Annotated in this window: 11 protein-coding genes; 5 read left to right on the forward strand and 6 right to left on the reverse strand. The window is 42.4% G+C overall.

What is annotated here, in order from left to right; genetic code table 11:
* Window positions 1–193: 193 nt before the first annotated feature.
* Both L0J61_RS03700 and L0J61_RS03705 read right to left on the reverse strand, forming a co-directional pair.
* A complete protein-coding gene (locus tag L0J61_RS03700; RefSeq protein ID WP_301464969.1) occupies window positions 194–1,477 on the reverse strand; it encodes an NRAMP family divalent metal transporter in 1,284 nt (427 codons plus the stop codon).
* A 249-nt stretch (window positions 1,478–1,726) separates the two neighbouring features.
* Entirely contained in the window at window positions 1,727–2,746 is a 1,020-nt protein-coding gene (locus tag L0J61_RS03705; RefSeq protein WP_301464970.1) for a LysR family transcriptional regulator, read from the reverse strand.
* Between the two features lie 270 nt (window positions 2,747–3,016).
* Here L0J61_RS03705 and L0J61_RS03710 point away from each other — a divergent pair, with 270 nt between their 5' ends.
* Window positions 3,017–3,784, forward strand: coding sequence for a hypothetical protein (locus tag L0J61_RS03710; RefSeq protein ID WP_301464971.1), 768 nt, complete (start codon window positions 3,017–3,019; stop codon window positions 3,782–3,784).
* 158 nt (window positions 3,785–3,942) lie between these two features.
* Here the strand turns inward: L0J61_RS03710 and L0J61_RS03715 are convergent, their stop codons facing one another.
* Complete coding sequence (locus tag L0J61_RS03715) at window positions 3,943–4,578, reverse strand: bifunctional 2-polyprenyl-6-hydroxyphenol methylase/3-demethylubiquinol 3-O-methyltransferase UbiG (protein WP_301464972.1); 636 nt, start codon at window positions 4,576–4,578, stop codon at window positions 3,943–3,945.
* 286 nt (window positions 4,579–4,864) lie between these two features.
* Here L0J61_RS03715 and L0J61_RS03720 point away from each other — a divergent pair, with 286 nt between their 5' ends.
* On the forward strand, window positions 4,865–5,578 hold the full coding sequence (locus tag L0J61_RS03720) for a hypothetical protein (RefSeq protein WP_301464973.1): 714 nt from the start codon (window positions 4,865–4,867) through the stop codon (window positions 5,576–5,578).
* 188 nt (window positions 5,579–5,766) lie between these two features.
* Here the strand turns inward: L0J61_RS03720 and L0J61_RS03725 are convergent, their stop codons facing one another.
* Window positions 5,767–6,672 carry a LysR family transcriptional regulator gene (locus tag L0J61_RS03725; protein ID WP_301464974.1) on the reverse strand — a complete coding sequence of 302 codons (906 nt, stop codon included), beginning with the start codon at window positions 6,670–6,672 and terminating at the stop codon, window positions 5,767–5,769.
* A gap of 296 nt (window positions 6,673–6,968) precedes the next feature.
* Here L0J61_RS03725 and L0J61_RS03730 point away from each other — a divergent pair, with 296 nt between their 5' ends.
* The 3 genes from L0J61_RS03730 (at window position 6,969) to lldD (ending at window position 11,749) form a co-directional block, all read left to right on the forward strand.
* Complete coding sequence (locus L0J61_RS03730) at window positions 6,969–8,675, forward strand: L-lactate permease (protein ID WP_301464975.1); 1,707 nt, start codon at window positions 6,969–6,971, stop codon at window positions 8,673–8,675.
* Between the two features lie 33 nt (window positions 8,676–8,708).
* Window positions 8,709–10,460 (forward strand): D-lactate dehydrogenase, encoded by a 1,752-nt coding sequence (gene dld, locus L0J61_RS03735; RefSeq protein ID WP_301464976.1) that lies wholly within the window; start codon window positions 8,709–8,711, stop codon window positions 10,458–10,460.
* A 146-nt stretch (window positions 10,461–10,606) separates the two neighbouring features.
* Complete coding sequence (lldD, locus tag L0J61_RS03740) at window positions 10,607–11,749, forward strand: FMN-dependent L-lactate dehydrogenase LldD (protein WP_301464977.1); 1,143 nt, start codon at window positions 10,607–10,609, stop codon at window positions 11,747–11,749.
* A gap of 220 nt (window positions 11,750–11,969) precedes the next feature.
* Here the strand turns inward: lldD and L0J61_RS03745 are convergent, their stop codons facing one another.
* Together L0J61_RS03745 and L0J61_RS03750 are read right to left on the reverse strand one after the other, a co-directional pair.
* Complete coding sequence (locus tag L0J61_RS03745) at window positions 11,970–12,749, reverse strand: transglutaminase family protein (protein ID WP_301464978.1); 780 nt, start codon at window positions 12,747–12,749, stop codon at window positions 11,970–11,972.
* Between the two features lie 555 nt (window positions 12,750–13,304).
* Window positions 13,305–14,126: an alpha/beta fold hydrolase gene (locus L0J61_RS03750; RefSeq protein WP_301464979.1), complete on the reverse strand. Its 822-nt coding sequence runs from the start codon at window positions 14,124–14,126 to the stop codon at window positions 13,305–13,307.
* Between the last annotated feature and the right edge of the window lie 313 nt (window positions 14,127–14,439).

The following is a 14,439-nucleotide window of genomic DNA, read 5'->3' on the forward strand; positions in this document are numbered from 1 at the left end:
TAAAAATTAAGCATTTGTGAAAATTACTATTCATATTGCTCAAGTTATAAAATGATGCATGCAGTTTTATTTACATTTTCTTACAATTAGTTTTGCTACGATTGCTCACGAGCAGATGGTCATCACAAAAAAAGAGCCCTTTTAGTTGAACTAAAAGGGCTCTTTTGTTAAGAATAAAAATCGGAACGTGCGTTTATCTAAATAGACCTGCTAAGTTGGCTAAAAACAACAAGGCAAAACTTGCTAAGAAAATCAAGCCAGCAATTGATAGGGCATTCATCGCAAAAGATAGCTTCTTGTGCTTTTTAACCAACGAGTAGTTCAACCAACCAAATATAGGCGCAGAAACAAACGCTGAAATCATAGCAAACTGGAGCATCGAACCTAGCTGCCCAGTAAAGAAGGTTATGATAATCAAACCGCCACCGATGGCATAAGTGGTCCAAAAGGCGATTTGTTTTTTATTGATTTCTTGTTCGCCCTTCAGCAAGCGCCAGCACTCTGCATTGGCGCGGCCATAGCCGTCCGCACACGTGATGGTGGTGCCAAACATGCACATAAATGCGACGAAGGCGACCAATAATCGTGACCATTCGCCAATCGTGGCGGTATACATGTTGATTAACTGATTGATATACGCACCACCAACCAGCTGAATCTCTTGACCTGAACCGTACTGCACGAATACACCCAATGACAAGAAGAACAACGCCAAAACACCAGAGACAATATAACCGACATTAAAGTCAAGTAAGCCTTGGCGATGGTTGGTGTGATCGGCTTTTACTTTCGCCGAAGTCCACATAGAAGTAATCGCAGCAAACTCAAGCGGTGCTGGCATCCAGCCCATAAGCGCGACGATAAAGCCCAAGGTCGCAAGGTTCCATGGTGATACAGCAACGAAATCAACCGCCATCACCGTTGGCTTGCCTGCAGCAATGATCACGGCAGCAATGGTAGCAGTAGTCAGTGCGATCATGATCCACTTGGTCACACCATCAAGCAATTTATAATGACCTGCAATCAAAAAGAACCAAGAGACAGCAACGATGACGAGCGACAATGTCATCGTGGATAGTCCAATATACTCTGGCAGCATGAAGCCCAATATCACAGCAGCAATCAACGATACCGCACCTGTACTAATAACCGCTGATAGTATAGAAAGGATAAAATAAATCCACAGATAGACTTTCGAGCGTTTGGCGTAACCTGCGATTAAACTCTCGCCCGTATCGTAAACATAATCTGTCGCAAATCGAAAAAACGGATATTTAAAAACATTGGCCAAGACAATCATGATGGCCAACTGCCACCCGTACAGAGCACCAGCCTGTGTCGATGAAATAAGATGCGACCCACCGATAGCAGCTGTCGCCATCAATATACCAGGACCGAAAATTCGCCAACTGAAGCCTTGTTGTTGGGCACCGTTGTCGGCAGCCGCGCTGGGGTTGTTGAGTTGTTGTACGGACATGAATACCTCGAAATGTTTATACGGTAAATCATCACTCACCTGTACCAATATGCCAGCACCTTGCGAAGGAGCGATATTAGCAGATTAGAATGATTAAGCAGGAAAGAGATTGTTGGTATATATTACTGTTTGTTTGGCAAATTATTCTATATAGTTCGCGTTATTGATAGTTATATCAATTGTTTGAACTAATTTTTTTTGGGCGTTCTTTATATCATATATACTGAGCTAATATCTGATATTTCACAATTACGATTCAAATTTTTGTTTTCGATATGTGATACCCCGTTTCTCATACACTCTATATGTTGCTGCTAACAGGTCTGGTATTTTTGGATGGATAAAATCTTTTAGGGTATGCAGGTAGATAGGGGAGGTCACATCTTCATGAATGAGACGCTGGTAACTAATCTGCTCGGTACGCACCGTTTTCAAACTGGCTGGTACTAACGTAATGCCTTCACCTGCAGCCACCAATCCGAGTGCCACTTGTAAATCACTGACGGGCGTGGTCATGTATGGTGATACTCCGTATTGAGCAAACAGATGTAGCAACGGCTCAGTGACTGGCTCGTTAGTAGAGATGGGATTATCAACCGACTCAGATTTGTTCTTGCCAGATCTCAGACTGGCTTTGCTTACCTTCGGTGATATCAATAGGTTTTTTGCTATCGGAAGGTGGGTTTGGTGGTATAGAATCAGACGGTTATTTGCCAAATCTATTAATCGTTGCTCTTGTACGTCTGCTAATGGGTGCGCTTTGGACAGTGCCACGACATAGCGCTCATGACGCAGTAGTATTTGCTGAGTCCATGGGTCTTTTTGGGCAAATCTTCCAAACCCAATATCAATCTCACCAGATTTTAGCGCATCTATTTGCTGATATGAGCTAATATCTTTAAGATTTACCTCGATATCGGGACTGCTCTGTTTGAGCATAGCAATGATTTCAGGCAGAAGCCCATAAAGGACAGAAGGCACGAACCCTATGTTTAAAACACTACTTGGCGCTGACAGGCGTTGTGTCATGCTAGTGACAGTTTCAATTTCCGTTAATATGGCACTAATCTTATCGTAGAAAAACATTCCAGCTTCTGTAAGGTGTAACGGGCGGTGATAACGATCGACCAACTCCACTTCCATCTCAGTTTCAAGCTGCTTGAGTAGGCGGCTCAAACTTGGCTGTGACAACCCCGTATTGGCAGCAGCAGCACTAAAACTTTTGTGATTAGCAATAGTAATAAAAGCATTCAGTTGTTTAATGTCCATAACGTTACACCTTCATACTAAAAAAAGAATATAATATTGCGTTTTTTTGTATCTTTGCTACCATAAATACACCTTTCAATGGTTTGCTAAGCATATCTAGTCGACGATTCAGAGGTGATACCGTTATCTACTTCAAATGACCGTTGACATCAATAAGCGCACACGATGAACAATAACAGATGCCTTGTTGATAAAACGTTAAAATGACACGTTTGTTTTTCGGCAGGGCAGTATTGATTTATCACCTCAACCAGTTAGGTACCATAAGTTATGAGCGATTCAGAGAATAATAGCCCTAATTTTAGCGAAATGCCGCCTGCCGAGGACGACAGTAATCTCAAGATCAACCCTCGTAGCCTCAGTGTATATGAGCAATACCTAAAATCTACCAAGGAAAAACTGGATCTAGAGCAGTCGAGTAAACCAAGTAAACCATTTACAAGTCGGTCATCGGGAGAAGGTACTTATGATTTTGATGACTTGGAATTTGACCCTTCTATAGACGATGCCACGCAATCAACCAAAAGTGCTGCAGTCATCAAGCCGCATAATAATACGACGCTGTATAATAAAACACCGACATATGCTGTTGCAAACGGCAGTTCGAGCAGTAGTAATAAGTATTTGGTTATGATTGCTGGTTTTTGTGCGTTGCTGCTGATTGTAACGATAGTTATCGTATTGAATGCAACAAATAGCCTAGTAAGTATAAGTGATGGTTTGTCTTCAGTAGATAACAAAGTTTCTCAAGTCAGTAATAATATATCCGTAATGGACTCAAAAAACGCTCGAGCTGCTGCCAAAGCACTTGCTGAAGAAAAAGCAGAAAAGGAAGCGCAAGCTGCTAGGTTAGCCGCGCTCAATGAAAATCTGAATACTATTGCGATCAATACTCGATCCACAGAGAGTAGACCGGCTACACCAGCTGTCACTAGAGTGCGTTCTATGCAGGTTGGGAAAGTAGATGTAGAACCGAGTATTAGCTATGATGACTTTAAAGATGAAGCACAAAACACTTTCTATCGTGAAACAAATTAGGCTGTCTTACTTTTCTGTTTTACTCTTCTATGGACAGTTTCATCCGTGCTCCCAGTGTTTTTATATTGCGCATGTTCGCCACAATTTTTCAGAAATTTTAGCCATGATTTGCGACTTAAATGATTGCCATGAGCTACCGTGTAAAGGCTTAGACTCTGTTACATCTTAACAATAATATTAAACCACTTCTCATCTCTATCTGCTCTTAGATCGTGCGTCAGCCAGATATTGTCATGAACACTGTGACTCAGTTTTTGTTTTAAAGCCTGCCAACGATCCTCATTCATATCACAAAAAAAACGCCCATTTTTGCTATGCTCACTATTGCCGTATTTAAATGAGGCATAAAAAACGCCATCATCTGACAGCATATATAACAACTTCTCAATTAATATGGGTAGCTCATCATAGGGCACGTGCAGCAAAGAAGCACACGCCCAAATCGCGGTAAATCTCTTTTGCCAGTCTTGTTTAACAATGTTTTCAAAGGTGGCGCAATGCCAGTCCACATTATTTTGATTCTTTGGATATGATAAGGTATTGGTTTTTGCAATATCGATTAATACCTCACTATTATCTATAGCAGTTACCTGAAAACCCAAGCTACCAAAGTAAATGCTATCGCGACCTGAACCGCAGCCTAAGTCTAAAATTTTTTGGTGGTTTGGTGAGCTATTGGGTATATTTTCTAAAAAAGGCTTATATAGCTGATGCATGTCCGCATTGATTGTCTGTTCAACGAATGACTGGGCATTATTATTGTAAAAGGCTAGGGTGTTTTCTTGCTTTGACATAAATTATCGATCTTCATTTATTATTGACTATATTTTAACTAGCTAAGTAAAAGCTACGCTACAAGCTTTTGAGCTTTACGGTTGTTCTTTGAGGATTGTCCGAAATCTCTCTACATAACCTTTCCAAGATTGCATTATCTGTACGCCAGTATTAATCTCAGCGTGCCATAAGTTAGTGAGGGTATCAGTAATCTTGAAATAGAGTAAGATAAAAAAGAAAGAATAAGATAAACTGCTTGCGCGGGCGTTGACTCGGTCCAATAAATTGGTATTAAGGCACATCATTATGAATCAAGCATCAAATGCTATAGAACATAAACCTGTATTTATGCCCAAAATCAATAGTAACAATCTGGTAAAAACAGATATGATTAGAATTGAACGGCATGTAGGATTTTCTAGCAGACAAAAGAAAAAAACCATCAATGATCTGCATCAAGTTATTTGTAAAAAGTACGGCTATAAGCAAGTACTAGAGCTGTCTAGCAAGTCTGGTAATAAGCTAAGCTTCCCGTTAAGCCCATTTAGCCTAAAGATTACCAATGAGCACGATGGGAACCAATACAGCGTCGAAAACGCTTTTCAGTCTAGCATGGTTTTTGAAGATGCTGGTCCATACGCTGATTTGCTAACAGCACCACCAAGACAGGCCAGAAAAGATGAGCGGTTGATAACATCCGGTGAGCTCATTGGTTACAATTATTTTGGTACGGAGTGGGGCGTAGAACCGTTGACGATGTTTTATGATTGGCTGTATGTGAATGCGCTTAAGCAGAATCCTCAGCTACATAAAGAAGTGATGCAATATCAAGCCTTCACTGACATCACCTTTAACCCTGCCAAGTCCATCCATTGCGCAGCTTATGCTCTGACTTTGTTTGTGGCGCTCAATAAACGAGGGCTACTTGATAATGTCGAAGATCCAAAGGCATTTTATGACTTGTGCAACGAGTTTACACTCAGCAATACCGAGCATCTTTTGGAAGAAGGCTGGATATAAGAACCATGACGTTGATGTTTTGAGAGTACCCCAAACTCTGTGCAACTGGCCTTTAGGTTAAATGCTAGAAAATCATGATCTCTACACATCTATTGCGACACACGTGTAAAGTCACTCTTAAGTGGCGAGTATGAAAGTCCTAAGTAGCGAATGTTAAATTTAATACCAATCAAAATCAGGATTATTACTCAATAGTAGTAATCCTGCTTCTGATTTAACGATTCTTGCAAATGTGCGACGAGTAGTCTCAACTTTTGATTCGGTTGCCGCGCCTTAGGATACACTGCATACATGCCAAGCTTTTTTCGTGTAAAGCCTTGCAAAATTTGCGTCAGTATATTTTTCTCCATCTCTTCATAAACCAATGCTTGTGGTAAAAAAGCGACACCTAAATCACTAAGCGCAGCTTTTTTAATCGCACTAAGATGATTACTATGAAACCGACCATAGACAGGAATCAGCTGCTTTGCACCGTCTATATATAACGGCCATACGTTGTTAGAAGCATTATCAAGCTTGTAGATCAAGCACTCATGACTCTCTAATTCTCCAGGTGTTTGAGGCATACCGTATTGCTTTAAATATCCTGGAGTCGCACATATCACCCATCGGCTGTCTATAAGGCGCTTTGCAATGAGCGAGGAGTCTTCGAGCTCAGCAGTTCTTATGGCTAAATCAAAACCCTCTTCTATCAAATCAACCAATCGATTGGTAATGTGTAAATCCACCGAGATTTCAGGGTGTTGCTTACAGAATTCGGCAATAGATTCGCTCAATATTAAGTTCGCTGAAACCACTGGCATGGTTATACGTATGTTACCTTTCATATCCTTACCGTAACCCGTTACCGCATTTTCGGCTTCTTGAAAAGCAGATTGAGCAATTTTAGCCTTGTTATAAAGCGTCCTGCCTGCATCGGTTAAGCTCAATTTCCGAGTAGTTCTATAAAGTAGCTGAGTATTCAAGTTCTTTTCTAATCTTGCAATGCGCTTGCTAACGACTGAGTTCGTTAGCGCTAGCTTTTCAGCGACCTTGGAAAATGACCCTTCATCAACAACTTGGACGAATAAAACCATGTCGTCAGCTTTAATCACATTCATGCTCCGATTGGTGTATTCGGTGTAGATTATAGCAAAAAAAGAAAATAACATTGTCCTTTTATGCAATATATCAATCCATTGACAAGGTGTAGACTGTTTTAAGATATTTTGAACGTGAGATCATAGACAAGTTGACATTACGATGCTTGGCTCTCTCCGCAAGACAGCTTGAGTAAATCAGCAGTCTTTGTTCGTAAATATTTAATATCATTTAGTCATTATCGGTCTTTCAAGGTAAAGGCTTAGATGACTTGTATCAAGGAAGATTAAGCGACAAAAAGGATATGATTTTGAATCAAACAATATATGGCCTACTGGCATTATTGCCCATCATTCTCTGTGGTGTTTTTTTAATAGGGTTGCAATGGTCAGCCAAAAAAACAATGCCAATCATCTTAGCTGTCACCGCTGCACTTGCTCTTTTCGTATGGGATATGACATTCACCCGAGTGTCTTCATCGATCATTCAAGGAACGGTCATCACCGTCTCAGTGTTGTGGATCGTTTTCGGTGCTATTTTCTTACTAAATACCTTAAAACACACGGGTGCTATTGCTGTTATTCGATCTGGGTTTACCAATGTATCGCCAGATAGACGTGTGCAAGCCATTATTATTGCATGGTGCTTTGGCTGCTTCCTTGAGGGTGCAGCAGGTTTTGGTACAGCCGCTGCTATTGCCGCACCTTTACTGGTAGCGATAGGATTTCCAGCGCTGGGCGCTGTGCTAATGGGAATGATGATACAAAGTACACCTGTATCGTTTGGTGCGGTCGGCACGCCCATTGTGATAGGCGTAAATAAAGGGTTGGATACCGCTGCTATCAGCACTCAGCTGGCTCAGCAAGGGCTAAAGTGGGGTGACTTTTTACAACTGATTACTAGTCAAGTTGCTATTCTTCATGGTGTCATTGGCACGTTTATGCCGCTCTTTATGGTAATGATGCTGACGCGATTTTTTGGTAAAAACAAGAGCTGGAAAGAAGGCTTGGCTATTTGGCCATTTGCTATTTTTGCGGGTTTGGCGTTTACAGTTCCCTATGCTTTAACCGGTATCTTTTTAGGACCAGAGTTTCCGTCACTGGTCGGCGGTTTGATCAGTATCACTATTGTTGTTAACGCCGCTAAAAGAGGATTTTTAGTACCAAAAACCACATGGGATTTCGAGCCACAAAAAAACTGGCCAAGCGAATGGCTTGGTAAATTAGTCGTTAGTAAGGAAGATTTGACACCAAGTTCAGATGACAAAAAGATGTCAGCAGCTATGGCGTGGTTCCCATATTTGTTGGTTGCATTGTTACTGGTCTGCTCAAGAATATTTTCTGAATTTGAATCTTTACTAAACAGTGTAACGTTGGACTTTACGTCAGTATTAGGCGAGGCAGATATTAGCGCTGGTTTTAATCCTTTATATTTACCTGGTGGGTTGTTGTTAATCAGTGCTTTGGTTGCCGCTTTTTTCCAAACCAAAAAACCAGGTAGTGCACTAAATAGTGCGCTCAAAGAGTCAAGCAAGACTGTATTGAGTGCTGGTTTTGTTCTTATCTTTACGATCCCAATGGTCAGGATTTTTATCAATTCAGGCGTCAATCTATCAGATGTGGCGAGTATGCCAGTTGCGAGTGCAGAATTATTTGCAGGTACTTTTGGTAATGTCTTCCCCTTAATTAGTGCAACTATTGGAGCGCTCGGGGCCTTCATCGCAGGTTCTAATACCGTTTCCAATATGATGTTTAGCCAATTTCAGTATGAAGCCGCAATTAGCTTGCGTATTTCACCTTCTATAATAATCGCAGCACAGGCTGTTGGTGCAGCAGCTGGCAATATGATTGCGATACATAATGTGGTGGCTGCTTCAGCAACGGTGGGTTTACTTGGTATGGAAGGCGCGACCCTGAGGCGCACGATTTTGCCTACTTTATACTATGTATTATTCTGCGGAATAATCGTTATGGCTGCCATTTACATTTTCGGTTTTCACGGTCCTTTAGCACCATAAGGCACATGCAACCCCCAAGATAAAGAGATTGATATGCATTCATCAAACCTTTTCCCATCAAATAACACCTCTGAATATGCGCTTAGTTCTGATCAGGTCTTAGACAAACTAACAACCATACTGGGTGCTAGTAATGTACAAGCAGATCCAGAAAAGAATGAGCACTACAGAATGGGATGGCGCTCTGGGGGCGGAAGTGCACTCGCCGTTTTGTTTCCGCAAACACTGCTGGATATTTGGCGCAGCCTCGAAGTGTGCGTTGCAGGTGACTGCATCATTATCATGCAAGCGGCCAAGACAGGACTTACCGAAGGCTCAACGCCCAGCGGCAATGACTATGATAGACCGGTTGTCGTTATCAATACCCTTGCCATAGATCAGTTGTATTTAGTCAACAACAACGAGCAAGTGATCAGTTTGCCAGGGGCGACATTGCATCACTTACAAAATCAGCTTAATGCCGTAAATCGAGCACCTCACTCAGTCATTGGTTCATCGACTTTAGGCGCATCTATCATTGGTGGGGTTTCTAATAACTCAGGCGGTGCTTTGGTTAAAAGAGGTCCTTCTTATACCGAACTGGCATTGTTTGCACAAATCAACGAGCATGGTCAGCTTGTCTTGGTGAATCACCTAGACGTAGAGCTGGGTGATACTCCAGAAGAGATACTAACGAATTTACAAAACGGCAATTTTGATAAAAGCAGACTGCTTGATAGTGGCAGAATGGCATCGGATAAAGAGTATATCGCCAGAGTTACAGATGTAGATGCTAGCACACCAAGCCGTTTTAATGCTGACAAACGAAGATTATACGAGGCAAGTGGCTGTGCAGGTAAGATCGCTGTGTTTGCAGTGCGCCTTGATACTTATCCAACCGCTACAAAAGAGCAGACTTTTTATGTAGGAACCAATAGTGTGAGCGAGCTTGCACAGTTGCGCCGTCAGATATTATCAAGCTTCAAAAATATACCTGAAGTAGGCGAGTATATGCACCGCGATATATTTGATGTATCCGCCAAGTACGGTAAAGATACTTTCCTAAGTATCAAGCATTTGGGTACAAATGCTTTGCCTAGGTTGTTTTCTATCAAAGGTGCTATTGACGCAAAACTTCATAAATGGTCGTGGATGCCAAAGCATTTTACTGACAAAGTCATGCAGTTTGTGGCTAATATATTTCCCAAGCATTTGCCTGAACGTATGATGGAGTACCGTGATAAATACGAGCATCATCTCATCATAAAAATGAGTGACGAAGGCATAACAGAAGCACAGGATTTTTTGAAAACATTTTTTTCCAATTCAGAAACAGGCACTTATTTTGAATGTAATAAAAAAGAGTCAGAAAGCGCCTTCTTAAATCGTTTTGCTGCAGCAGGTGCCGCGATACGATATGAAGTCATCCATGAAAAAGAGGTCGGTGAGATATTGGCACTTGATATTGCCATACCGCGTAATGAGTTAAACTGGCTTGAAACGCTACCTGAAGAAATAGAACAGCATTTAGAAAAGAAGCTCTATTACGGTCACTTCTTTTGTTATGTTTTTCATCAAGATTATATTTTGAAAAAAGGCAGTGATGCTAAGCATGTTAAAAATATGATGCTGGCACTATTGAATGAGCGAGGGGCAAAGTATCCTGCTGAGCACAATGTCGGACATTTATACGAAGCAGAGCCTGATTTGCAAAATTTCTATAAAAGCTTAGACCCAACGAATACGTTTAATCCTGGTGTCGGTAAGATGTCGAAAACCAAACGTAATTGCTCGTGTTGCCTGTAATCGCGATTATGGGTGTAATTTCTTGCTTCAGAAGTAAGTCGGCTGTATCCATCATTTAGTGCTGATCTATACACAGTTAGACAGTCAAGGATATGACACAAAAAATATGGTATAGATATTTAACAGATATAAAAAAGGGTAAGCGTATGATCATTTCTTCTGCAAACGACTACAGGGCCGCTGCCAAGCGCCGATTGCCACCATTTCTATTTCATTATATAGATGGCGGAGCCTATGATGAATACACCTTAAAACGTAATGTTGAGGACTTATCACAAATTGCCCTTAGGCAACGCGTACTGAATGACATGTCACAACTGAGCTTAGAGACGCAGTTGTTTGATGAAACGCTATCTATGCCTGTCGCATTGGCACCTGTGGGTCTGACGGGCATGTATGCGCGCCGCGGGGAAGTGCAAGCCGCTATGGCAGCCGATCAAAAAGGCATTCCATTTACCATGTCAACGGTGTCGGTTTGTCCGATTGAGGAAGTTGCGCCCAAAATTAACCGTCCGATGTGGTTTCAGCTCTATGTGCTGAAAGACCGAGGCTTTATGCAAAATGCACTAGAGCGTGCCAAAGCTGCAGGGTGTTCGACGTTGGTATTTACCGTAGATATGCCTGTACCAGGGGCACGTTATCGGGATGCGCACTCCGGTATGAGTGGTAAAAATGCAGCTATGCGCCGTTACTTACAGTCTGTGACGCATCCGCAGTGGGCGTGGGATGTCGGTTTGAAAGGTCGACCGCATGATCTGGGTAATATTTCTACTTACTTAGGTGAACCTACGGGGTTAGAGGACTATATAGGTTGGCTGGGCAATAATTTTGACCCTTCTATCTCTTGGAAAGATTTGGATTGGATTCGTGAATATTGGGACGGGCCTATGGTCATCAAAGGTATTTTGGATCCAGAAGATGCCAAAGATGCGGTACGGTTTGGGGCAGATGGTATCGTTGTGTCCAATCATGGTGGGCGACAGTTGGACGGTGTTTTATCAAGTGCGAGTGCGCTGCCCTCTATTGCCGATGCGGTAAAGGGAGAGATTAAAATTTTGGCTGACTCTGGCATACGCAGTGGTTTAGATGTTGTACGCATATTGGCCTTAGGGGCCGATGCTTGTATGCTAGGGCGCGCATTTGTATATGCTTTAGCTGCAGGTGGCAGTGCAGGGGTAAGTAACTTGCTAGATCTGATAGATAAAGAGATGCGCGTTGCGATGACGTTGACTGGCGCCAAAACCATTGCTGATATTAATTCAGACTGTTTGGTCAAACTGAGTCATTAGGCCGAGCTTATAAGTATGTGAGTGAACCACCCCGACCATATCGCAGAGTGATTTACTTGAGTCAGGTAGCGTCATCTTCTAGATTAAGATTATCATGATATCGCTTTCTAAATTCGAAAGGTGACACATGACCAATCGTGTCATACAGTCGTGTGTTGTTAAAAATGGGAAGCATCAACAATCGATTAAGTATCGATTTAGCTTTGCAAGGGTCGGGACCCTAAGTTTGTCTGGTCACGGATACCGATTGGTTGACCAATTCCATGGATCCGAAAGCGGCTAAGAAGGCGACGCTGGACGCGTCGGACCCGACACCGATTCGTGCCATCGTGTCGGCATCTGCCATGCCAGTCGGATCAATGAGGTGCCAGCTATCTCCAAGATAGACTTCGGCCACGGCGTGAAAGTCCTGTGGCGATACCTCGGGCGCATAAACGCTGGCGAACCTAGCCGGTATCGATGACGCGCGTGCTAGTGTCACAAGAACATGTGCGAAGTCGCGGCATACGCCCTGACGTTGAACAAAGCTATCGAGCGCGGTGGTTTGTGCATGGCTTGATCCGGGCACATAGCTAAATGCCGACTGTATCCAATCGCGCATCGCAGCAATTCGTTCGCCGCCAGCGAGATCGCCAAACTCGGCGTCCACGAAGGCATAGAACTGATCCGAGGGGCAGTAGCGAGACGGCATCAAATGCTTGATCGTCTCTCCGGGCAAGCGATGCATGGGCACTTGGGGCAATGCCGATATGTCCAAGGCAGGGCGGTCAACGGTAATTTCTGCGATGTAAGTGCAGCTAAAATCCCCTTCAGCGCGGATCCAAATCCGCTCTCCAATGCTATCATCGGCAGTGACCCGTGAAAAATGTGCAACGTCTGATGTCCAAATCTCGGCCGCACGCACCTGCTGATCCACAAGATCGGCGGCTTCGATCTGAAGCAAAAGGTCCATCGGCGCGGAGAGCCGGTACTGTAGTTTGACGTTAAGTTTCAGGATCATGTTCGAACTCCCTAAGGGTATTAATCTAGCGGGCTGACGATCTTATCAAGTTCAGGAAAGCATCATAATATATTGACCTTAGTACCTAATTGCCCCCAATATTTACTTGGAGATAAGTATAGCATAGGGGGGGAAAGAGGGAATAAGCCATGTGTTTATTGATATATATGGCGTTTGAGATAACAGACTTCAGATAGATCAGAAGTAAAAATTCTATCTGCTATGGTTGATTGAGTTCTTTAGGTTATTACACAAAAAACCCCGTTCTTGTACGTGCACAGAATATGAGAATCAAGATTATAGTGCTATTTTGTACAAATTTGGAAGGCGTTACTTTAGGGCGCCTTTTTAAGGCGTTATGTGAACGTGTGAGCTTGAATAATTGGCGCTAGTAGAGGTGCTAAAATAGCAATAAAGGGGTTGGTAAAAAATTTGATTTTCCGTAAAAAAACGATGAAATAAAGACGCCGCACCAGACAGCAAGCTATCAATGCATATTAGCATCATTACTATCTGGTGCAACGCCATGTTAGATGTCTGCGTACTGCTTGCGCTCTAATCAAAAAACTGGTTAAGGTGCTCAGAAATTTTAGCAGGCTTCTCTTCGATTAACCAATGACCGACATCTTTGATCCAGACAAGCTCTGCATTTGGAATCGAATCTACCAGCTTTGGCGCATAGTCCGGCTTCTGGAAAGGATCTTGATCACCCCACATAATGAGCGTCTGCTGTTGAAGGTTACTCAATTCGTCAGCAACGGCTTGGGTATATTCCTTATTTAGACGCTTGAGATTACGGAAAAAGGCATGCTTGCCATCTTCAGTTGACCAAGGCTCAAGATACATATTTATAAGCTCATCCGCCATGACGCTTTTATCTTGCACACCTTTCGGTAAGAAGTCTTTCATCATGCTTAAGAAATCCTCTAAGCTCATTTCTGACTCAGCACCAGGCTCTTGTAATGGTTCAAACTCTGGAATAGGCCACGAATCAAAACAAATACTATCCATCAAGACGAGCTTACGAACTTTCTCTGGATGATTAACCGCTATCAATTGAGCAATACCGCCACCAATATCATGCCCAACGATATCTGCTTGCCGCGCATCTATGGCGTCCATGAGCTTTACGATCATGCTACTCTGGGCGTTAATAGACACATCTGCGCTTTCTGGCTTTTCAGATTTGCCATAATTGAGAAGATCGGGAGCGATGACACGATGCTTTTTTGCAAGCTCTGGAATGATATTCCGCCACATAAGGCTGTTGGTTGGAATCCCGTGCAGCAGAATTATCGGACTACCTACTCCTTGCTCCAAAAAAGCAATTTTATGTCCATCAATGTACGTATGATTTTTTGTTGTTTGTGTATTCATAACGTTCTCCTAAAAATGTCTATCAATGATTGTGAGACCATTCTACGGGTATGGAAAGTCGTTCTGGTGTTGTATCAAAAATTATTATTTTAAAGTCAGATAAATCAGACCAACCCGAAAAAAGTGATATCAATCATACATTAATAGTAAGAAAATTATGTCTTTAACGGTTATTGGTTTGTACCGCGAACGTTATGAGTTTGTTGAAATGCTTAAGTAATCTACAATGTTGTAAAATTTGAAAACAACACCTTATAGAGTATTAAATTGCAATATGATGCGGTTTAGCGGCATCTATATCTCATAATCAACT

The sequence above is a fragment of the Psychrobacter sp. genome (assembly GCF_030457785.1).
Lineage (GTDB): Bacteria > Pseudomonadota > Gammaproteobacteria > Pseudomonadales > Moraxellaceae > Psychrobacter.